Source organism: Burkholderia sp. 567 (genome assembly GCF_040545115.1).
GTDB lineage: Bacteria > Pseudomonadota > Gammaproteobacteria > Burkholderiales > Burkholderiaceae > Burkholderia > Burkholderia ambifaria.
Genome location: NZ_JBEPLG010000006.1, coordinates 56,906 through 77,746, shown reverse-complemented (window position 1 = coordinate 77,746; position 20,841 = coordinate 56,906). Strand labels below are relative to the sequence as shown.

Below are 20,841 nucleotides of genomic sequence, written 5' to 3'. Positions count from 1 at the left end.
CTTCACATCAGCAACTGCCGCGACAGCACCTCGCGCGCCTGCGTGACCGTCTCGCGCTCGCCCGGCATCGGCGGCGTCAGCGAGAACACCGCGTCGGGCAGCGCCGGCAGCCGGTATTTCGCGCCGAGCCGCACGAGGCCCTCGCCGATCGCCGACGCGCACAGGCAGCCGACGCCGAGCCCCGCCGCGAGCATCGACTGCAGCCCCGCGACGCCCGACGCGCTGTGCACGAGCACGTACGGCGCGTGCTGCTCGTCGAGCGAGCGCACCGCGATCTGATGCATCATGCAGTCGTCCGGCAGCAGCACGAGCGGCAACGGCTCGGGCAGCTGCTCGGCGAGCGCCGGCGACGTGACCCACGACAGCGGCTCGCGCCGCAGCACCCAGCGCGTATCGGCCGACGCGGGCCGGAACGGACCGCTCGACAGGTTCATCACGACGCCGAGGTCGATCTGCCCGCGCGCATGGGCGGCTTCGATCTCCGCGCTCTTCATCGCGCTCACGTGCAGGCTCAGTTGCGGGTAGCACTCGCGCAGCCGCGCGAGCAGTCCCGCGACTTCATGGGTGCGGTAGTAATCGGTGATCGCGACGCGCAACTCGCCCTTGATCGCTTGCCCGCGCAGCTCGTCGAACGCGGCCTCGTTCAGCGCGACGATGCGCCGTGCATGCTGCAGCAGGCGCGCGCCGGCCGGCGTCGGCTCGACGCCGCGCTTGCTGCGCACGAACAGCGGCACGCCGGCGCGCGATTCGAGCTTGCGCACCTGCTCGCTGACCGTCGACTGCGACAGGTGCAGCCGCGGCGCGGCGGCCGTCAGGCTGCCGGCGTCCGCCACCGCCGCGAATGTGCGTAACTGATCCAGGTCGAAACCGCGCATCGCCCTCTCCATCCATCGGATAACCCGATGGATGCTACCACCAATTCCCGCTTTTCCGAATCATCGACGGTCCCCAGAATATCGGTTCCCCGCGTGCCTGAGATCCCTTTTCGACGGCATTCAGGAGGCAGCCCTCATTCTTTCGGACTTGCGTTTATGAGCGACAACACCCTTGCCCCTTGCACCCCGGCCGGGGCGGCCGCCGCGGCACCGCCGCGCAGCCATCACGGCTGGGCGCTCGTGGTCCTGCTGGTCGGCGCCATCCTGCCGCCGCTCGACTACTTCATCGTGAATCTCGCACTGCCGGCCATCCGCGACGGCATCGGTGCGCGCCCGGCCGAGTTGCAGCTCGTCGTGTCGGCCTACGCGTGTGCGAACGCGGTCGTGCAGATCACCGGCGGGCGGCTCGGCGACCTGTACGGCCGCAAGCGAATGTTCATGGTCGGGATGGCCGGCTTCGTCGTCGCGTCGGCGCTGTGCGGGCTCGCCGGCAGCGGCGCGGTGCTGGTCGGCGGCCGCGTGCTGCAGGGCCTGTTCGCCGCGATCCTCGCGCCGCAGGTGCTCGCGACGATCCGCAGCGTGTTCAGCCCGCAGGAGCAGGTGCGCGTGATGGGCTTCTACGGTTTCGTGTTCGGCCTCGCGGCCGTGATCGGCCAGCTCGGCGGCGGCGCACTGATCAGCCTGCATCCGTTCGGGCTCGGCTGGCGTGCGATCTTCCTGGTCAATGTGCCGATCGGCATCCTCGCGCTGCTCGGCAGTTGGCGCTTCATCCCCGAGAGCCGGCCGCCGCGCGGCCAGCGCATCGACGTGCCCGGCACGGTGCTGCTGTCGCTGTTCCTGCTGATGCTCGTCTATCCGCTCACGCACGGGCGCGAGGCGGGCTGGCCGCTGTGGATGGTCGCGTGCATCGTTGGTGCGCTGCCCATGCTCGGCGCGCTGCTGGCGGTCGAAGCACGCCGGCTCGCCGGCGGTCGCGATGCGTTGCTCGACGTGCGCCTGCTGCGCAATCCGATCGTCGCGCTCGGGCTCACGCTCGCGTTCCTGTTTTATATGCTGAGCGCGTTCTTCCTGAGCTACGGGATCTATCTGCAGGGCTGCCTGAACTGGTCGCCGCTCGCGTCGGGGCTCGCGATCCTCCCGCTCGGCATCGGCTTCCTCGCCAGCCCGTTGCTGATGCCGCGCCTCGTCGCCCGGTTCGGCGGCTATCGCGTGCTCACGCTCGGCTTCGCGCTGCTCACGGCCGGCGTCGCGACCGCCGCCGCGCTCGCCGGCGAACATGCGCCCGGCGCGGGCTTCTATGCGGGCATCGCGGCGATCGGCGTCGGACAAGGGCTCGTGCTGCCGTCGGTCGTGCGGATCGTGCTCGCGGAAGTCGACACGGCGCGCGCCGGGGTCGCGTCCGGCATGGTCACCGCGATGCTGCAGATCGGCGCGGCCGTCGGTGCGGCGACGCTCGGCGGGTTGTTCTTCGCGCGGCTCGGCGCGCAGCCGGAGGCGCTCGACTACGTGCTGGGATTCAGGACGGCGATGTGGGCGCTGACGGTCGTGCTGCTCGTGTGCGTGGCGCTGTCAGCCGCGTTGGGGCCGATACATCGGCGGGTGCGGGCCGACGCGTGACGATGGTGGGCTCGCGGCACATCGCCGGCGGCGGAGACGGTGCATGCGCGACCGCTCGCCGGCATCGGGCTCACGGGTGATGCTTGCGCGACGCGTGGCGCGCTTCCCATTCGGCCAGTTCGACGCGATAGCGCGCCAGCGCTTCGTCGTACAGGTCGAAAACGCACGGCGAGCAGCCGCTGTTGCAGCAGTCTTCCAGTTCAGGTTGTTCGGGCGGGGTGGGACGCGGATCGTCGTCCGGCGTATCCGCGGTGGCAGGCTTGGTCACGTCGTCATTCGGTCACATGATGCTGAACGAACAGTATACGGTGATGGACTGCGACATGCAGGCACCCCGCCCCGCACGGGACCCTGCGTTCGCGCGTCGACGACCGACCAACAGGAGCCGCGTCATGGCCGAAGCAGTGAATCCGCCGGAACTCTGGGCGCCGTTCGGCGCGTTCTCGATGGCCGTGGTCCAGGGCGACGGCAGGATCGTCCATCTGAAGGGACAGGTCGCACTCGATAAGGACGGACACGTCGTCGGTGCCGCCGACATGCGCGCGCAGGTCCGGCAAACGCTCGGCAACATTCGCGACGTGCTCGCCGCGATGGGCGGGCAGATGCAGGATGTGATCTCGCTGGTTCACTACGCGACCGACATCGACGCGTTCATGCAGGCCGGCGACATCCGCGAGACGTTCTTCGCCGAACCCTATCCGGTGACGACGACCGTCCAGGTCGAACGTCTGTACCGCCCCGACCTGCTGATCGAAATCGCGGCGATCGCGGAAATTCCGCGCGCGCGATTCCGCATGCGTTGAAGTCGTGCGCGGGCGCGACAGCCTGCCACCCGCTACGCCACGCGCCCACTCACCGGAATCGAGGCGCCGGTGATCGCCTGCGCATCGGCCGACAGCAGGAACCCGATCGTCGCCGCGAGCTGTTCGGGCCGGACCCAGCGCGAAAAGTCCGCGTCCGGCATGTCCGCACGGTTCGGCGGCGTGTCGATGATGCTCGGCAGCAGCGCGTTCACGGTCACGCCGCGATCGAGCAGTTCCGCCGCGAGTGCCTCCGTGAGCCGCGCGACGCCCGCCTTCGCCGCCGCATACGCGCCCATTCCCGCGCCTGCCTTGAACGCCGCGCCGGCCCCGATGTTGACGATACGGCCGGCCGGACTCGCCACCAGATACGGCAGCGCGGCCTTCGACGCGTTCAGCGCCGTCTTCACGTTCAGTTCGTACATGCGGTCCCACGTGGCTGCGTCGCCGTCGGCGATCGTCTGCCAAGTGAACGCGCCCGCGATGTTCAGCAGCGCGTCGACCCGGCCGAATTCGCGATTCACGGTGTCGAGCGCGCGCGCGGCCGCCTGCGGATCGACGAGGTCGATGCCGCCGATGCGCAGCGCGTCGGCCGGCACGCCGGGCAACGCCTGCGCGTCCGGCGCCGCGCCCCGGCCGATCAGCGCGACGCGGGCGCCGCGTTGGCCGAGCCATGCGGCCGTGGCGACGCCGAGATGACCGAATCCGCCGGTGATCGCGACTGCCTTGCCGTTCAGGTCGTGTTCCATCGATGTGCTCTCCTTGGGTCCAGGGATGATTGATGATGCGTAGTTAGGGGGCAATGCCGGCCGCGACGCGGACGCGCCCGGCCGGCGGTTCGACAGCGTAGCGCCGTTCACGCTTGCGTGGGCACTACGACGCATGCGTCGATACGGGCCACGTCGCCGAGCCGACACGCCGGCACTGCATGCGTGTGCCGCGCTCGGGCGGCATAATGCCCGATCACGGTCCGCCGCGCGATGAATCATGATCGCGCCGGCCCCTTGAACGGCCTGCGCCGTTTCCGTATCGAAACCCGAACCTCAATCCGTCTACCCCATGCAAGTAATCGTCGTTGGCACCGGCAAGCTGGCAACCGAACTGCTCGGCTCGCACCAGCTCGATCCGTCGACCTGTCACGTGATGGCCTGGTCCGAGCATGCACGCACCGAGCTGCAACGTAGCGATGACGCCCGGCGTAACGAGGCCCGATCGATCGTCGTGCACGCCGGGTCCGGCCGCGAATTGCCCGACGCGATCGCATTCTGCCAGGCAACCGGTTCGCCGCTCGTCGAGCTGTCCACCGGCTCCGACCTCGAAACCGGATCGCACGACTTCCCCATCGTGCTCTGTCCGAATACGAACATCCTGATGCTCAAGTTCATGAGCATGCTGGAAACGAGCGGCCACCTGTTTCGCGACTGCCGCATTAGCGTGACGGAGTCGCACCAGGCCAGCAAGACATCCGTGCCCGGCACCGCGGTCGGCATCGGCCATTCGCTCGGCATTCCAGCGCAGGACATCCGCTCTGTACGCGACCCGAACGAGCAGCGCGACGCATTGCAGATTCCCGACGATCAGCTCGGCCGCCACGCGTTCCACCGGATCCGCATCGAGGACGACGCGTGCAGCCTGCAGTTCGAATCCCGCGTGTACGGCGCGGCGCCTTACGCGGACGGCGTATCGCGGATCCTCGAGGCCGTCCGGCAGCACGCGCTCGAACCTCGCCGGTATTCGATTGTCGAGTTCATTCACAACGGCTGGCTGTAGACGCGGCACTCGCGACGACGTGCAGGCCGACCGTCGACGCGCCTGCCGACACACGTGAAGGCCGCAATCGCGCCATCGTCGACGCTCGCGTTACGCATCGCTCAGCACGACCCTGCTCTCGGGCAACGTCGCGCCGCCATCGACGACGATCGTCTGCCCGGTGATGTACGCCGCGTCGGCCGACGCGAGAAACAACATCGCGTTCGCGATGTCCTCCGGCTCGCCCATCCGCGCGAGTGGAATGTCGCGTGCGATCTGCGCGGCGACCGACGCATCGCCGAGATTGCCGGCCGCCGGCGTGCGGATCATTCCCGGCTCGACGCCATTGACCGTCACGTTGCGGCGCGCGAGTTCGAGCGCCGCCGCGCGGATGAAGCCGTTCACGCCGGCCTTCGACGCCGCGTAGTGCGCGAGCCCCGGATAGACGACGCGCGGCCCGGTGACCGACGACGTGACGAGCAGCCGCCCCGCCCCCGCGCGCTCGAACGCCGGCAGCGCGGCCTGCGCGAGCCAGAACAGCGCCGACAGGTTGACCGACAGCGTCCGCGCAAGCGTCGGCTCGTCGATCTGCGCAAACGGCGTCAGCGGAAAATACGCGGCGTTGTGGACGACGACGTCGAGCCGGCCGCCATCGCGTTCGACCGCCGCGACGAGTGCGCAGAGCTCGTCGCGACTCGCGGCGTCGACGCGATACGTGCGCGCCTTGCCGCCCATGCAGACGAGCGCGTCTGCCTGCGCGGCAGCCGCATCGGCGTTGAGATCGGCGAGCGCGACGAACGCATCGGATTGCGCGAAACGACGCGCGATCGCGGCGCCGATTCCCTGCGCGGCGCCCGTGACCAGCACGACGCGTCCGCTGAAATCAGCACGCAGGCAGCCGCTGCCCGGCACGGGGTTCATCGCTGCGCCTCGCCGCCGAGCGGATGCACGGTTTCGTTCAGAACCTGCGCATGCGCGCCGACGGGGAAGTTCGACAGCGTGCCGAAATCGCCGCCCTGATAGCCGAAGATCTTGCCGTCGGTCTTGCGTTGCGCGAGGTCGATCAGCACGACGCCGAGCGTCGGCACCACCTTCTCGCGCCACACGAAGAGATACAGTTCATCGGCGATCCTGAAGTAATGGCAGCGGTCCACGTCGGCGAGCCCGCCTTCGACGCCCTGCAGGCATTGCCATGCGTAGAAATTCTCGTTCAGGTAGATGTGCTCGTAGCATTCGGTCGGGCTGTAGCGATACATCGTCCGCTTGCCGATCAGTTCGCGCGTGGGGCCGTGCAGCGGGCCCGGCTGCGCGTGGCCGCCGAGCGTGCCGTGCCGGAACGCCGCGTCGACGCCCGTGAGCGGCAGCCCGCGCGCGACACGCGTGAACGCGTCGATATGCGTGTCGGCCTCGGTCGGCAGTGTGCCGACCACCGACGTCCACACGCCATTGCCGACATCGATCACGAGGCTGACCGATGTCGCGCGGGCTGCCGGATCGATGTAGTCGACGAAATACAGCCCGTCGCGCAACCGCGTCACGCGGCACGGTGCGCGGCCGCCCGTATCGGTCGCCGCGTCGCGCCATTGCAACGCGCCCGCCTCGAACGTATAGACGCGCCATGCACCGGCTGCGTCGCCGAGGGCCAGCGAGCGCCCGGCGAGTGCGTTCACGGGTGCGAGGATGTTAGCGTCCGGCGCGAAACCGTCCGCGAGCGCGCCAACCTGAATGAATACCGGATCCTGTCGTTCCACCTGCCGTCTCCCGCGCAGCTTCAGGCCCGGCGGGCCATGTACGCTGCTCATGTGCACATGGTGCGGGCTGCGCGCGCCGCGCGGTATCGGCCAAAAGGATGAAGGGCGCGCGGCGCCGGAACGCGCTAGAGTGCACGTGACCCGCGCCGCTGCCGGCGCAAGGAGCGCACATGCATCGCATCACCCATTACCGACGGACCGACGAAGGAATCGAGGCGATCAGCCTCGAGTCCGATCGCGCGTTTCCGCGGCACGCGCATGATGAATTCGGGGTCGGCGTGATCGTCAGCGGCGCGCATCGGTCGTGGAGCGGCCGCGGGCAGGTCGACGCGCTGGCCGGCGACGCGATCATGGTCAATCCGGGCGAAATGCACGACGGGATGCCGATCGATGCGGGCACGGGCCGGCGCTGGCGGATGCTGTACCTCGCGCCCGCGCTGGTCGCGGGCGTTGCCGCGGAAGAAGGGCTCGCGGGCGTCGAGCTCACGCATCCGGCCGTGCGCGACGCACGGCTCGCCGCAGCCTTCGGCCGGTTGCATGCGCGGATCGTCGCGGGGGAAACACTGCCGCTCGCCCGCGACGAGGCTCTCGTGACGCTCATCGCCGGGCTGCTCGCGCGGCATTCGAACCGCGCGCTGCCGGCCGCCGGCGTCGCGCCGGCGATCCGCATGGCCCGCGAGCGGCTCGATACGGCGCCCGCCGCACCCGTTTCGCTCGCCGAGCTGGCCAGCCTGAGCGGCGTGAGCCGCTTCCAGTTGCTGCGCGGGTTCGCGCGCGAGCTCGGCATCACGCCGCACGCGTATCTGCTGCAATCGCGCACGCGACTGGCTCGCGCGCTGCTTGCAAGTGGCCGGCCGATCGCGGATGCCGCGGCCGAAGCCGGGTTCGCCGACCAGAGCCACCTGACGCGCGCCTTCGCGCGCCAGTTCGGCATCACGCCGGGGCGATTCATGCAGGCCGGCTGACGGGGTTGGTTGTCCCCAGGGAACGGTTACGGGGCGATGCTGGCTGCGGCGCGACGCGGCACGACGCGGCACGGCCCGGCCCGGCCCGGCCCGGCCCGGCCCGGCATGGCATGGCATGGCATGGCATGGCATGACATGACACGACACGGCACGGCACGGCACGGCACGGCACGGCACGGCACGATGCGATGCGATGCGATGCAACGCGGCACGGATAGCTCTCATTTCGCGGCATTCCCCAGCGGCAGCGCTCGATGTCTGCATGACCGCCCACCCCGAGACCGTGGACGCAGCCCCCCACCTCGCGCCCTCCCGCTCGCCACCTCCCTGCAATTTCGTTCAAGACGCCCGCGCCATCGCACGGCACGATGCGGCGCATGAAGACACGACTGATCGGCTATCTCTATCTCGCCGCCGCGATGGCGGGCGTCGGCAGCACCGTCATCGCGAGCCGTCTCGCGGCCGGCGGCCTGCCGCCGTTCGCGGCCACCGCGCTGCGCTTCCTGATCGCAACGCCGCTGCTGTACGCGCTGATGCGGGCGCAGCGAATGCGATGGCCGCGTATCTGCGCGCGCGACGCCGTCCTGCTGGTGGTCCAGGCCGCGGCGGGCGGGGTCGGCTATACCGTGCTGCTGATCAGCGGCACGAAGCTGTCGTCGCCGATCGATGCCGGCGTGATGCTCGGCACGCTGCCGGCGATGTCGACGCTGATCGCGGCGCTCGTGCTTCGCGAGCGGCAGACGCCGCGCGACTGGGGCGCGGCCGCGCTCGCCACCGCCGGCGTGCTGTTCGTCACGTTCGCGCCCGGCCAGGCCATGCCGTCGCTGCGGACGCTCGCCGGCGACGCGCTGGTGCTCGCCGCCGTCGCATGCGAAGCCGTGTTCATCCTGCTCAACCGGCGGCTGTCGACGCCGTTGCCGCCGCTCGCGCTGTCGACGGCGATGTCGGGCCTCGGCTTCATGCTCCCGCTGGTGCCGGCCGCGTTCGAATGGCACGCGCTGGCGGCCGGCTGGACCATCAGCGCGATATCGGCGATCGCCTACTACGCGCTGGTCCCGACCGTGCTCGGCTATCTCTGCTGGTATGCGGGCTCGGCCCGCACGAGCGGCACCGAAGCCGCGCTGTTCACGGCGGTCGCGCCGGTCTCGGCCGTGCTGTTCGCCGTCGCGCTGTTCGGCGAGACGCTCGGCGGCACGCGGCTGCTCGGCATCGCGCTGGTCGTCACGGGGATGCTGGTCGGTGCGACGCGGCGACGTGAACCGCCACCACGCGAAACGGACACACGGCCGACGTTGCCGCCGAGGCCGGCGGCATCCACGTCGACCGCCAGCGATTGATCCGCACGAGCGACGACTGTAGGAATGTGTCCGCGCGCGGCAAAACCGTTGCGCACCGTCACGCAAGATGCAATATTCGCGGGGCCGGGCCATTTGACAACCATCGAACAATAATTCGCATCGCCATGAACAAGAAGGAAGCCAGAACGAGAATCGCCGCGCTGCTGTCAGCGGGCGCAAGGAAGGCCGACGTGCTGGCCGAGCTGGCCGGACAGGGCCTCAAGGATCAAGTACTCGCGCGCCTGATCGCGTCGCGGCCCGACCCCGAGCTGTGCAGAAAGAACAAGGTGCACACCTGGATCCTGATCGGGCTCGGCATCGCGCAGTTGCTGATCAGCGTCGCACTCGGCTATTTCATCGCGGCCGCCGCCAGCGAATCCGGCGACACCGGCATGCTCGGCAACGGCCTTGCGGTGCTGTTCCTCGCGCTGACCGTGCCGCTGTCGCTGCTGTTCATCTGGGGCTTCGCGACCCATCGTGTCGGCGCGTATCACGCGTTCATCGCGCTTTCGCTGCTGCAACTGCCGAAGACCATCGCCGATCTCGCACACGATCCGTCGTCGGCGCTGCCGAGCCTCGGGGTGACGATCATCCTGATGGGCTACGTCTGGTTCGTCCGCAACCGTATGTTCCCCGACTTCGGCTGGTTCACGCCCCGCAAGATCGACGGCCGGTACGCCTTCGTGGAAAGCGCCTGACGCCGCGTCCGCCGGCATCGCAAACCACGAAAAAAGGCGCCGGGCCGCCCCGCAATCGCGGGACGGCCCGGCGCCTTCTGCATTCCGGAACCCGGTGGCTTACTTCGCCTTTTCAGCCGAGTCGCTGATCGCCTGGCCACCCTTCGAAATGTCCTGCCCCACGCCCGCAACGGTATTGCAACCGGCGAGCGCGGCAGTCACCACCAGCAGCACTGCAGCAATCTTACGCGTCATTCTCATTCTCCTTCGAATCAACAAGCCCGACCGGGCGAATCGTATGCGGCGTGGCGCCCTGCGGCGCGCAGGACACGGGGCCTGACCTGATTATACGGAGACGGCCGCCGCACGCCAGTAGTGGCTCCAGCCGCTGTCATGCGGGCCACACAGCCGTGGCGCGCAGATTTTCCTTGACTTCGCCGGCTCGCAAACTAATATACGCATCGCGTACATTTTCCATCAGGTGCTGCCGATGACCGTTCCCCAGCAAGCCTTCCTGCGCGACGCGATGCGCCGCCTCAACATGACCCGCGAGGCGTTCGCGAATCGCATCGGCGTAAGCCGTCGCGCGCTCGATACGTGGCTATTACCCGACGACTCGCAGGAATCGCGCGGAATGCCCGAGATCGTCGAGCGCTTCGTGTCGGAAATCGTCGAACGCTCGGCCCCGGACGGTGGCGAATATACGCAAAGCGTAGACAAACAAGGGCTCTCGAAGCAATTCCTGTTCGAAGGCAAGCCGCAGCTGATCTCGGTGGACCAGTTCTCGCGCGATTCCGTCGAAGCGCTGTTCCGCGTCGCCGACGTGATGCAGCCGATCGCGCGCCGCCACAAGATTTCGCGCGTGCTCGAAGGCGCCGTGCTCGGCAACCTGTTCTTCGAAGCCAGCACGCGCACCCGCGTGTCGTTCGGCGCGGCCTTCTGCCGGCTGGGCGGCTCGGTATGCGATACGACCGGCTTCACGTTCTCGTCGATGGCCAAGGGCGAATCGATCTACGACACGAGCCGCGTGATGGCCGGCTATGTCGATGCACTCGTGATCCGCCATCCGGAGAAAGGCTCGGTTGCCGAATTCGCCCGCGCGACCAACCTGCCGGTGATCAACGGCGGCGACGGCCCGGGCGAACACCCGAGCCAGGCGCTGCTGGACCTCTATACGATCCAGCGCGAATTCTCGCGACTCGGCAAGATCGTCGACGGCGCGCACATCGCGCTCGTCGGCGACCTGAAATACGGCCGCACCGTGCATTCGCTCGTCAAGCTGCTCGCGCTGTACCGCGGGCTGAAGTTCACGCTCGTATCGCCGCCGACGCTCGAAATGCCCGCGTACATCATCGAGCAGATCGCGACGAACGGCCACGCGATCGAGCAGACCAACGACCTCGCAGCCGGGCTGCGCGGCGCGGATGTCGTCTATGCGACGCGGATTCAGAAGGAGCGCTTCACCGACGAGTCGTTCGAAGGCTACACGCCGGATTTCCAGATCAACCAGGCACTCGTCGATTCCGTGTGCAAGCCCGACACGCTGATCATGCATCCGCTGCCGCGCGACAGCCGGCCCGGCGCGAACGACCTGTCGGTCGATCTGAACCGCGATCCGCGTCTCGCGATTTTCCGGCAGACCGACAACGGCATTCCGGTGCGGATGGCGATCTTCGCGGTGCTGCTCGGCGTCGAGAATCTCGTCCAGCACTCGATGCGCGACGCGACATGGCGCCCGCCGGCGTACCTCGGGCCGGAGGATGCGGTGTTTCACGGGATCGATTGAACCGCATCCGGTGCCGCGCGGCCGCCCTTGATCGCTTCAATTCAGGGGCCGCGCGCGCCGACATGACGCCCGACGCGCCGCCTTGCACGGCGCGTTTTCATTTTCGGCGCGGGTAATGCGCGAGTGGCCGGCACGGCGTTACCCGGCCCACGGGTCGATCACGCGCAAACCCACCGCTTCGAACGGCGCGACGTCACGCGTCGCCACGATCAAGCCGTTCGCCGCGGCCGTTGCAGCGATAAATCCATCGGCAGACGCCATCGCGTTGCCCGTGGCCCGAGCCTTCGCGCGAAGGCTCGCATAGGCTTTACTGGCCGCATCGTCGAACGGCAGGATCCGGCCGCGAAACAGCGGCACGACGCGCTGCTCGATGCTTTGGTGCAGCCAGTCCCGCCTTCGCCCTTCCGGCAACGCGGCCACGCCGAAACGCATTTCCGCGAGACTGATCGCGGCAAGAAACAGCGTCTCGACATTCTGCGCATCGAGCCATTCGATCACGGCCGCACTCGGCTCGCGCCGCAGCGGCTCGGAAATGACGTTGGTATCGACGAGGATCATTCGAAGCTCATCGGAGCGGTTGGCGAGCTCTCGCGCGGATTCTCGAAATCGACACCGCCCGCCTCCCGCCCGATTTCGGCCAGCAGCGACCCCAGCTTCGCCCGGCCGGTGGGCCGAACGGCTTCCTCGAGGATGGCGCGCACCTCCGCTTCGGTACTCCGACCATGTTGCGCCGCACGAATGCGAAGCGCGCGATGCACCTCGTCGGGCAAATTTCGAACGGTAATCACCGGCATGATGCACCCCGCCACAATTGCTTTCAATGCAGTCATGTTATCACCTTGCTGTCACGATGGACGAATGAAAAATGCAACCACTGTAGCCCGGTCGACATGCCCTGCACATTCGGCCATTCGGCCATCTTCCCCGCCCAGCAAGCCCCGCCGGCCTACGTGACATTCGTCAACGTTCTTCCTACAAATGCGAACAAGAACGCTTCTCATTCACATGAAAATTACATAGAATGCCCGGCTGAAAACAAATCGTAATAATTCCGGGCGGCATGCACGTTTGCGTAACGCGCCATTCCCCGGGCCACACCGCGAGGTCGAAGCGCACCATGAAGTCCCGTCCTGACGAGCTGAAGCTCGGCAAATTCACCACCCTGTGCAGCGTGCTCGCCGCAAGCCCCGCGTTCGCCGACGGCACGCCGTCGCCCGCCCCGGTCAGCACCGAAGGCCATCTCGCGCCGATCGAGATCCAGGGCAAGACCGAGCACAGCTACAAGGCCGACTTTTCCGCCTCGGCGAAATTCACCGCGCCGCTCGTCGACACGCCGAAGTCGGTGACCGTGATCCCACAGGAACTGATTCAGAACAGCGGTGCTGCAACGCTGACCGAAGCGCTGCGCACGGTGCCCGGCATCACGTTCGGCGCGGGCGAAGGCGGCAACCCGCTCGGCGATCGTCCGTTCATCCGCGGCTACGACTCGCAGGGCAGCATGTTCGTCGACGGGATGCGCGACACGGGCGCGACCACCCGCGAGATCTTCAACACCGAGCGCGTCGAGATCACCAAGGGTTCCGACGGCGCGTACGGCGGCCGCGGCGGCGCGGGCGGCAGCATCAACCTGATCACCAAGGCCCCGCACCTCGGCACGACGGCCGCCGCGAGCGCGGGCCTCGGCACCGACCGCTATCGCCGCTTCACGGCCGACGGCAACTGGCAATTCGCCGATCACGCCGCGTTCCGCCTGAACCTGATGAGCCACAACAACGACGTCGCCGGCCGCGACGTCGTCAACAACGAGCGCTGGGGCGTCGCGCCGTCGATCGCCTTCGGTCTCGGCACGCCGACGCGCGTGACCGCGAGCTACTACCACCTGTCGACCGACGACATGCCCGACGGCGGCATTCCGTACTTCTACACGACGTCGAACAAGCCCGCGAACGTCGACACGATCTATCCGGCGCCCGTAGACCGCCACAACTTCTACGGCCTGATCGACCGCGACTTCCGCAAGACCACGTCCGACATCAGCACGATCCGGGTCGAGCACGACATCACGCCGGGGCTGACGGTGCGCAACACCACACGCTATACGGAATCGACGCAGGACTACATCTGGACCCAGCCCGACGACAGCCAGGGCAACGTGGTGAACGGCAAGGTCTGGCGCCGCAACAACAACCGCGACAGCTCGATCAACAGCCTCGCGAACCTGACCGAATTGTTCGGCGAATTCCGTACCGGCCCGTTCAAGCACAGTTTCACGACCGGCATCGAACTGTCGCGCGAATGGGGCAAGCGCGATTCGTACAAGGTAGCGACCGACACCGGCAAGATCTGCCAAAAGGGCATCGGCGCCGCATCGGGCTATAACTGCACGAACCTGTGGTCGCCGAACCCGAACGATCCGTGGGCCGGCTCGGTCACGCGCAACAACGATTACGCGCATGCGCGCACCACGACGAAGTCGATCTACGGCTTCGACACGATCGAGATCACGCCGCGCTGGCAGGTGAACGCCGGCGTGCGCGTCGACGACTACTCGACCCGCTTTACCGACACCAAGGCCAACGGCGGCAAGACCTACACGCGCGACGACACGCTCTTCAACTGGCAGGCCGGCCTCGTGTTCAAGCCCGCGCAAAACGGCAGCATCTATGCGTCGTATGCGACGTCGTCGACGCCGGCCGGCATGCTGCTCGGCGAAGGCAGCGAAACGCAGTCGCTCACGCCCGGCCGCGGCGGCGTCGGGCCGAACGCCGACCAGATGGCGCCCGAAAAGAACCGCAGCATCGAGGTCGGCACGAAGTGGAACGTGCTGAACGACCAGCTCGCGCTCACCGCCGCGCTGTTCCAGATCGATACGACGAATGCACGCGTGACGCTGCCGAACAACCAGTACGCGATGGTCGGCAACAAGCGCGTGCAGGGTCTCGAGCTTGGCGTCGCCGGGCAGATCACGAAGCAATGGCAGGTGTTCGGCGGCTACACGTACATGAAAAGCGAGTTGCGCGACAACGGCAAGGACGCCGCGAACGACGGCCACCGCTTCCCGAATACGCCGAAGCACAGCCTGACGATGTGGTCGAACTACGACGTGACGCCGAAATTCACCGTCGGCGGCGGCGCGTTCTACATGTCGGAAGTGTTCGGCGATCCGGCGAACCTGCGCGCGGTGCCGTCGTACTGGCGCTTCGACGCGATGGCGCAGTACCGGATCAACAAGAAGCTCGACCTGCAGTTGAACGTGAACAACCTGTTCAACCGCACGTACTTCGATCAGGCGTATCCGGCGCACTACGCGTCGATTGCGCCGGGCCGCTCGGCGTTCATCACGCTGAATGCGCGCTACTGATCGATGGAAGCCGTTTCGCTGAAGGCGCTCGCGTCGGTGTCGCCGCGCGCGTTCGCCGACATCCTGGCCGGGCCGCCCGAGCGCGCCGCCGCGTGGGTCGCGGCGGCGGCCGATCACGGGATCGTCGACGCGCAGGCCGTCTACGGACAGTATCTGCTCGACGGACACGGCGTCGCGCGCGATCCGGCCGCCGCGTTCGGCTGGTTCGGGCATGCGGCGCGGGCCGGCCATCCGATGGCGATGAACATGCTCGGGCGCTGCTACGAGTTCGGCTGGGGCACGGCCGCGTGCGCGCCGGTGGCCGTGTACTGGTACCGGCTCGCCGCTCAGGCGGGCCTCGACTGGGGCATGTACAACTACGCGACGGCGCTCGCGCTCGGCAACGGCATCGACGAGAACCGCGCCGACGCGCTCGACTGGTTTCGCCGCGCGGCCGCGCTCGGCCATGCGAAGTCGATCAACCTGATCGGCGGTTTCTACGAGGACGGCTGGGTCGTGCCCGCCGATGTCGACACCGCGTTCGATCACTATCGCCGCGCCGCCGAGGCCGGGGACTTCCGCGGCCAGTTCAACTATGCGCGGCTGCTCGCCGAGCGCGGGCGCATCGACGAAGCACTCGCCTGGCTCGCGCGCGTGCCGGCCACCGCTACGCCGGCGTTCGTCGCGAAGATGCGTGCATATCTTGCGTCGTCGCCGCTCGCTGCGTTGCGCGCGGCGGCGCTGCGGCTGCCGTCTCACGGCATGGAATTCGAATCATGATGCTTCATATCCCCGGCGTGCTGACCCACGCGCAGGTCGCTCAATGCCGCGAGCTGCTCGATGCTGCCCACTGGGTCGACGGCAATGCGACGTCCGGCGCGCAGTCGGCGCTCGCGAAACGCAACCGGCAGTTGCCTGAAGGATCGCCCGTCGCGCGGGCGGTCGGTGATGCGATCCAGGATGCGCTCGCGCGTCATGCGCTGTTCTTTTCGGCGGCGCTGCCGCTGAAGGTGTTTCCGCCGCTGTTCAATCGCTATGCAGGCGGCGAGACGTTCGGCACGCATGTGGACAACGCGATCCGGCTGCTCCGCGGCACGGATTTCCGCGTGCGCAGCGATCTGTCGGCGACGCTGTTTCTCGAGGAACCCGACGCGTACGACGGCGGCGAGCTGTGCGTGGAAGATACGTACGGCGTGCATCGCGCGAAGCTGCCGGCCGGCGATCTCGTGCTGTATCCGGCGTCGAGCCTGCATCACGTGACGCCGGTGACGCGTGGCGAGCGCGTTGCGTCGTTCTTCTGGATTCAGAGCATGGTGCGCGACGATGGGGACCGCACGCTGCTGTTTCAGCTCGATACGCAGATTCAGGCGCTGTCGGCGGAAAAAGGCGCGAAGGATCCGATGGTCATTTCATTGACGGGGATTTATCACAACCTGTTGAGGAAGTGGGCGGACGCGTAGGGTGATGCGTTCGCTCTGCCGATCGCGCCCCGCCCGTCGCTTGCATCAGGTCCCCACGCCGATCTAAAATGACCATCGTCAAATGACCATGCTCATATCATGATGCCGCACGCTCCCGTATCGAAATCCGAATTCAAGGCTCGCGCACTCGAATACTTCCGGCTCGTCGAGGCGTCGGGCGAGAGCCTCATCGTCACCGACCACGGCAAGCCGACGCTGGAAATCCGGCCGTACCATGCGCGCGAAGCCCAGCCATTGGACATATTGCGCGGCTCGGTCATGCGCTACGACAATCCTCTCGATCCGATTGCGGAAGATGATTGGGAGGCGTCGCGGTGATCGTGCTGGATACGCATGCATTGGTGTGGTGGGTGGCGGGCGATCCGTCGCTCAGCAAGAAGGCCCGCAGCGCAATCGATCGCGCGCGCGGCGAAGGCGCGCTCGCCGCGTCCGCGATCTCCGCATGGGAAATCGCGATGCTCGTGCGCAACGAACGCCTCGCGCTGACGATGGACGTCGATGCGTGGCTCGCGACGGTCGCGCAAATCGACGGCATGCGCTTCGTGCCCGTCGATGCCGACATCGCCGCGAAGTCCACCGCCCTGCCCGGCACGTTCCATAAGGATCCGGCCGATCGCATGATCGTCGCCACCGCGCGGCGGCTCGGCGCGCCGCTCGTCACCCGCGACGAAAAGATTCGTGCGTATGCGCACGTGAAGACGCTTTGGTGACCGTCATCCACCCGTCGGCCGAATCACGACACCGACGGAGCCGGTCTGCGGTCGACAAGCGATTCGTCTGACCGAACCGATCGCGACGCTCGCGCGAAACCGTCAGCTACCGATCGACACGCCGCCCCATACCGGTTCACGCATTACCCATGCGAAGGGTGGCATTGGCAGCGCTACGACCGCCATTGCGTCGTGATGCAAAGCGAATCGCTCGCCTTCGCCTTATCCGGCCCTGTCGAGCAAACTGCTCGACGAAACAGCCCAAGGACATTCTTTCCGGCGGCAATACGCACGTTGTCGGTAACATCGGCACTTGCCGATCCCCGCCCGCTCCCGCACAATCGGCCCACCTGCCTTCCTCCCCCCGCGCCGATGTCCTATGCGTCACTCGCCACCGGCGTCCTGCTCGCCGGCGGTCTCGGTCAACGCTTCGACCCAAGCGGTCTGCACAGCAAGCTGCTCGCGCTGCTTCCCGACGGCACGCCGGTTGCGGTCGCGGCCGCCCGTCGTCTCGCTGCTGCCACGGCCGACGTGATCGCCGTCGTGCGCCCCGGCGCCGAAAAACTCGCGATTCTGCTGAACGAAGCCGGCTGCCAGGTCGTCTACGCGCCCGATGCGATGCGCGGCATGGGCGCGAGCCTCGCGGTCGGTGTCCGCACGACGCCCGAAGCGACCGGCTGGCTGGTCGCGCTCGCCGATATGCCGTGGATCGCGTCGTCCACCTACGAAATGCTCACGCGCGCGCTCGACGCCGACGACGCGTCGATCGTCGCCCCCATGCATCGCGGCATGCGCGGCCATCCGGTGGGTTTCGCCGCGCAGCATTACGATGCACTCGCCGCGCTCGACGGCGATACGGGCGCCCGCGCGCTGTTCGCCAGCGCGCCGGTGAACCTGCTCGACGTGGACGATCCCGGCATCCTGCGCGACGTCGATACGCCGGCCGATCTGCGCTGATACAGGCGCGCGCTGGCCGCGCAGTGCATTACCCATACGTGCCACCGCGAGATCCGGGCGCGATATCTGCAGACACTCGACTATCGCCGGCAATCCGGATGCCGCCGCGAGAATCCCGCTGCAAACGCTCGCCCGATTGCCTATAACGAAGACGAGGCGCGCCCGCCGCGCCACCGTCGTCACGCATTGCACGAGCGCTCCATGGACCACACGACCCCGATGCCCGAGCCCCCGGCCGATCCGAACCGCGATCCGGAAGACGACCCGTTGTCGCCACCGCCGCCGGGACATCCGCACGACAACCCGCAGCAGCCCGACGGGCCGCCGAGCAAGGATCCGGTGTAGGGGGCATCGACCCGCGCAGCGCATTCGGCCGCATCATGCGGCCTGCGTCGGCATGTGCGGCGACGCGACAACGTGCGACGACATCGCGACGACGAACGGCAACCCCTCTGTCGCCCATCGTCGCCCGAGCGCCCGCTACCGCGCCGTATACCCGCCATCGATCGCCAGCGACACCCCGCTGATCATCGACGCGGCGTCGCTCAGCAGGAACAGGATCGGCTCGACGACCTCGTCCGGCTCCGCGAAGCGCCCGAGCGGAATCGCCGCGAGCATCGGCGCGCGCTTTTCCGGTTCGCTCCACGCGAATTGCGCCATCGGCGTGAGCGTGACGGTCGGGTTCACACTGTTCACACGAATCCCGTGCGCGCCAAGTTCAATGCACAGCACACGCGTAATCGCGTCAAGCGCCGCCTTCGACGCGCAATAGCTCAGATGCTCGGGCAAGCCGACCAGCGCGGCCTGGCTCGACACGTTGACGATGCTGCCCCGGGCATGCACGGCGCCACGCCCGTCGCGCGCGATCATCTTCCGCGCGACGGCCCGTGCGATGAGCGCCGCGCCACGCGCATTGACGGCCATCACGCGATCGAAGTGCTCGCCGCTGACGTCGAGCGCCGGCTCGAGCGACGCGATGCCCGCGCAATTGACGAGCGCGTCGAACGCGTCGTGCGCGGCAAGCGCCGCATCGATCGCCTGTTCGCCGCCGCCGATATCGACGCGCAAGGTCTCGCAGGCAATTTCGCCGGCCAGCACGTCGAGCGCGGCCGCATCGCGCCCCGCCGCGACGACCCGTGCGCCCGCATGCGCCAGCGCAACCGCGCATGCGCGCCCGATTCCGCTCGACGCGCCAGTGACGAGCACCCGTGAACCGCTGAAATCGAATCGTGTCTTCATGGTGCCTTGCTCAGTTCGTGCATGATCGGTTTGAGTGCCGGATACAGCGCCGTATAGCGCGCAAAGCGCGCCGCATACGCATTCGCGCGCGCCGCATCGGGCCGTGCGCGTTCGACGAGCGTGACCCAGCCGCCCTGCGCGTCGTCGTGCGACACGAGCCCCACCCCGACGCCCGCGAGCAGCGCCGCACCCATCGCGGCTTCGACGTCCTGCTCGATCGTCCATACCGGAAAACCTGTCACGTCCGCGATGATCTGCATCCACAGCGCCGAATGTGCGGCCCCGCCGACGACGATCAACCGGTCGTCCAGCGCCACCGTGCCGCGCCGGCCGGCCTCGATGTTGTGCCGCAGCGCGAACGCGACGCCTTCGAGCACGGCGCGATACAGGTGCGCACGCGTATGCGCGAGACTCAGCCCGACGAACGCACCGCTCGCCTGCGCATCCCACACCGGGCTGCGTTCGCCCATCAGGTACGGCAGGAACAGCACGCCATCCGCGCCGGGCGGCACGCTCTCGGCCGCCTGCTCGAGCAGCACGTGCGGATCGCCGTGCGGCAACAACCGCGCCGCATCGATCTCCGCATGGCAGAACTGGTCGCGAAACCACGCGACCGACGCGCCGGCCGTGATCGCGCCACCGAACACGTACAGGTCGCGCTGCCCGTTGAACACGTGCGGCATGCTGACGAGCCCGTGCCGCGCATCGACGTGCCGGTTCACGTAGCCCCAGCACATGCTGGTACCGATCATCGCGACATGCTGCCCGCCGCGCGTCGCGCCGGCCGCGAAAGTCGCGACGGCCGCGTCGACACCGCCCGCGACGACCGGCGTGCCGGCCGCCAAGCCGAGCTGCTCCGTCCATTGCGACAGCAGCCCGCCGACGATATCGGTCGACTGTACGAGCCGCTCGGGCATCATCGTCGCGGGGATGCCGAGCATGTCGAGCGCGTCGTCGGACCACTCGCGGCGCGCGACGTCATACACGCCGCCGATGTTGCCGGCCGAACTGTGATCGACCGCGACCTCGCCGGTCAGCAGGTAGATCACGTACGCATTCGGCGGCAGGAAATAGCGCACGTTCGCCCACACGTCCGGGCGCTGTTCGCGCAGCCACAGCATCTTGGTGAACCCGTAGTAGCTGTCGACGCCGTTGCCGGTGATCGCGCGCAGCCGCTCGACGTTCACGTTGGCGTTCACCCAGTCGACTTCCGCGGTCGCGCGCCGGTCCATCCAGATCAGGCACGGATGAATCGGCCGCATGTCGCTGTCGACCGGAATGCCGGAGCCGCCGTACAGGCTGCTCACGCACACCGCGCGGATCGCATCGGCCGGCACGCCGTGCGCGCGCGCGTCGCTCACGCAGCCCGCGATGCAGTCGAGCACCGCGTCGAACCACACCTGCGGCCACTGCTCGGCCCACAACGGGCGCGGCGTATCGGGCTGGTAGCCAGCCGAGCGCCGCGCGACGATCGTGCCGTGCCGGTCGACGAGCAGCGCCTTGGTGCTCTGCGTGCCGATGTCGACGCCTATGACGTATTCCATGATGTCTCCGCCT

Annotated in this window: 24 protein-coding genes; 14 read left to right on the top strand and 10 right to left on the bottom strand. The window is 67.9% G+C overall.

Translation table 11 applies throughout. From position 1 onward, the window contains the following. Positions 1-2: 2 nt before the first annotated feature. Complete coding sequence (locus ABIC50_RS18470; protein WP_012366446.1) at positions 3-875, bottom strand: LysR family transcriptional regulator; 873 nt, start codon at positions 873-875, stop codon at positions 3-5. Between the two features lie 156 nt (positions 876-1,031). On the opposite strand from ABIC50_RS18470, the gene ABIC50_RS18465 reads away from it, so the two are divergent. Continuing rightward, the gene (locus ABIC50_RS18465) at positions 1,032-2,492 is read left to right on the top strand and encodes an MFS transporter (protein WP_354166010.1); all 1,461 of its coding nucleotides are present in this window, start codon (positions 1,032-1,034) and stop codon (positions 2,490-2,492) included. A 70-nt stretch (positions 2,493-2,562) separates the two neighbouring features. Here ABIC50_RS18465 and ABIC50_RS18460 read toward each other — a convergent pair whose 3' ends face one another. Further along, positions 2,563-2,760: an oxidoreductase-like domain-containing protein gene (locus ABIC50_RS18460; RefSeq protein ID WP_041491497.1), complete on the bottom strand. Its 198-nt coding sequence runs from the start codon at positions 2,758-2,760 to the stop codon at positions 2,563-2,565. A 124-nt stretch (positions 2,761-2,884) separates the two neighbouring features. Between ABIC50_RS18460 and ABIC50_RS18455 the strand changes: the two genes are divergently transcribed. Beyond that, complete coding sequence (locus ABIC50_RS18455) at positions 2,885-3,295, top strand: RidA family protein (RefSeq protein WP_175667406.1); 411 nt, start codon at positions 2,885-2,887, stop codon at positions 3,293-3,295. A gap of 32 nt (positions 3,296-3,327) precedes the next feature. On the opposite strand, the gene ABIC50_RS18450 is transcribed toward ABIC50_RS18455, so the two are convergent. Then, entirely contained in the window at positions 3,328-4,041 is a 714-nt protein-coding gene (locus tag ABIC50_RS18450; protein WP_354166008.1) for an SDR family NAD(P)-dependent oxidoreductase, read from the bottom strand. A 310-nt stretch (positions 4,042-4,351) separates the two neighbouring features. Between ABIC50_RS18450 and ABIC50_RS18445 the strand changes: the two genes are divergently transcribed. Continuing rightward, positions 4,352-5,062, top strand: a complete 711-nt coding sequence (locus tag ABIC50_RS18445; RefSeq protein WP_354166006.1) for a dihydrodipicolinate reductase — start codon at positions 4,352-4,354, stop codon at positions 5,060-5,062. Positions 5,063-5,152: 90 nt separating this feature from the next. On the opposite strand, the gene ABIC50_RS18440 is transcribed toward ABIC50_RS18445, so the two are convergent. Further along, positions 5,153-5,962, bottom strand: a complete 810-nt coding sequence (locus ABIC50_RS18440) for an SDR family oxidoreductase (RefSeq protein ID WP_354166004.1) — start codon at positions 5,960-5,962, stop codon at positions 5,153-5,155. Beyond that, on the bottom strand, positions 5,959-6,792 hold the full coding sequence (locus tag ABIC50_RS18435) for a molybdenum cofactor biosynthesis F family protein (protein WP_354166494.1): 834 nt from the start codon (positions 6,790-6,792) through the stop codon (positions 5,959-5,961). Before ABIC50_RS18435 ends, ABIC50_RS18440 begins: the two co-directional genes overlap by 4 nt. A gap of 170 nt (positions 6,793-6,962) precedes the next feature. Here ABIC50_RS18435 and ABIC50_RS18430 point away from each other — a divergent pair, with 170 nt between their 5' ends. The 3 genes from ABIC50_RS18430 (at position 6,963) to ABIC50_RS18420 (ending at position 9,792) form a co-directional block, all read left to right on the top strand. Further along, positions 6,963-7,757: an AraC family transcriptional regulator gene (locus ABIC50_RS18430; protein WP_354166002.1), complete on the top strand. Its 795-nt coding sequence runs from the start codon at positions 6,963-6,965 to the stop codon at positions 7,755-7,757. A 377-nt stretch (positions 7,758-8,134) separates the two neighbouring features. Next, entirely contained in the window at positions 8,135-9,094 is a 960-nt protein-coding gene (locus ABIC50_RS18425; protein ID WP_354166000.1) for a DMT family transporter, read from the top strand. A gap of 125 nt (positions 9,095-9,219) precedes the next feature. Beyond that, complete coding sequence (locus tag ABIC50_RS18420; protein ID WP_354165998.1) at positions 9,220-9,792, top strand: permease; 573 nt, start codon at positions 9,220-9,222, stop codon at positions 9,790-9,792. Positions 9,793-9,891: 99 nt separating this feature from the next. On the opposite strand, the gene ABIC50_RS18415 is transcribed toward ABIC50_RS18420, so the two are convergent. Continuing rightward, positions 9,892-10,026 carry an entericidin A/B family lipoprotein gene (locus ABIC50_RS18415; protein ID WP_354165996.1) on the bottom strand — a complete coding sequence of 45 codons (135 nt, stop codon included), beginning with the start codon at positions 10,024-10,026 and terminating at the stop codon, positions 9,892-9,894. A gap of 235 nt (positions 10,027-10,261) precedes the next feature. Between ABIC50_RS18415 and ABIC50_RS18410 the strand changes: the two genes are divergently transcribed. Further along, positions 10,262-11,557, top strand: a complete 1,296-nt coding sequence (locus ABIC50_RS18410) for an aspartate carbamoyltransferase (RefSeq protein ID WP_011659178.1) — start codon at positions 10,262-10,264, stop codon at positions 11,555-11,557. Between the two features lie 138 nt (positions 11,558-11,695). Here the strand turns inward: ABIC50_RS18410 and ABIC50_RS18405 are convergent, their stop codons facing one another. Together ABIC50_RS18405 and ABIC50_RS18400 are read right to left on the bottom strand one after the other, a co-directional pair. Further along, positions 11,696-12,115 (bottom strand): type II toxin-antitoxin system VapC family toxin, encoded by a 420-nt coding sequence (locus ABIC50_RS18405; RefSeq protein WP_229081728.1) that lies wholly within the window; start codon positions 12,113-12,115, stop codon positions 11,696-11,698. Then, positions 12,112-12,351 (bottom strand): FitA-like ribbon-helix-helix domain-containing protein, encoded by a 240-nt coding sequence (locus ABIC50_RS18400; RefSeq protein WP_041491669.1) that lies wholly within the window; start codon positions 12,349-12,351, stop codon positions 12,112-12,114. Before ABIC50_RS18400 ends, ABIC50_RS18405 begins: the two co-directional genes overlap by 4 nt. Positions 12,352-12,674: 323 nt before the next feature. Here ABIC50_RS18400 and ABIC50_RS18395 point away from each other — a divergent pair, with 323 nt between their 5' ends. From ABIC50_RS18395 to ABIC50_RS18365, 7 genes are all read left to right on the top strand, one after another. Continuing rightward, positions 12,675-14,918, top strand: a complete 2,244-nt coding sequence (locus tag ABIC50_RS18395) for a TonB-dependent receptor (protein WP_354165994.1) — start codon at positions 12,675-12,677, stop codon at positions 14,916-14,918. A 3-nt stretch (positions 14,919-14,921) separates the two neighbouring features. Beyond that, positions 14,922-15,677 carry a tetratricopeptide repeat protein gene (locus tag ABIC50_RS18390; protein WP_175654500.1) on the top strand — a complete coding sequence of 252 codons (756 nt, stop codon included), beginning with the start codon at positions 14,922-14,924 and terminating at the stop codon, positions 15,675-15,677. After that, positions 15,674-16,357: a Fe2+-dependent dioxygenase gene (locus ABIC50_RS18385; protein WP_354165991.1), complete on the top strand. Its 684-nt coding sequence runs from the start codon at positions 15,674-15,676 to the stop codon at positions 16,355-16,357. Before ABIC50_RS18390 ends, ABIC50_RS18385 begins: the two co-directional genes overlap by 4 nt. Positions 16,358-16,456: 99 nt before the next feature. Next, entirely contained in the window at positions 16,457-16,696 is a 240-nt protein-coding gene (locus tag ABIC50_RS18380; RefSeq protein ID WP_011659184.1) for a type II toxin-antitoxin system Phd/YefM family antitoxin, read from the top strand. After that, positions 16,693-17,088, top strand: a complete 396-nt coding sequence (locus ABIC50_RS18375) for a type II toxin-antitoxin system VapC family toxin (protein ID WP_012366464.1) — start codon at positions 16,693-16,695, stop codon at positions 17,086-17,088. The genes ABIC50_RS18380 and ABIC50_RS18375 overlap by 4 nt, the downstream gene beginning before the upstream one ends. A 372-nt stretch (positions 17,089-17,460) precedes the next feature. Further along, complete coding sequence (locus ABIC50_RS18370) at positions 17,461-18,045, top strand: nucleotidyltransferase family protein (RefSeq protein WP_354165989.1); 585 nt, start codon at positions 17,461-17,463, stop codon at positions 18,043-18,045. A 201-nt stretch (positions 18,046-18,246) separates the two neighbouring features. Further along, a complete protein-coding gene (locus ABIC50_RS18365) occupies positions 18,247-18,390 on the top strand; it encodes a hypothetical protein (protein WP_006752960.1) in 144 nt (47 codons plus the stop codon). A gap of 135 nt (positions 18,391-18,525) precedes the next feature. Here the strand turns inward: ABIC50_RS18365 and ABIC50_RS18360 are convergent, their stop codons facing one another. Next, positions 18,526-19,284 carry an SDR family oxidoreductase gene (locus ABIC50_RS18360; protein ID WP_354165987.1) on the bottom strand — a complete coding sequence of 253 codons (759 nt, stop codon included), beginning with the start codon at positions 19,282-19,284 and terminating at the stop codon, positions 18,526-18,528. After that, the gene (locus ABIC50_RS18355; protein ID WP_354165984.1) at positions 19,281-20,828 is read right to left on the bottom strand and encodes an FGGY-family carbohydrate kinase; all 1,548 of its coding nucleotides are present in this window, start codon (positions 20,826-20,828) and stop codon (positions 19,281-19,283) included. Before ABIC50_RS18355 ends, ABIC50_RS18360 begins: the two co-directional genes overlap by 4 nt. Between the last annotated feature and the right edge of the window lie 13 nt (positions 20,829-20,841).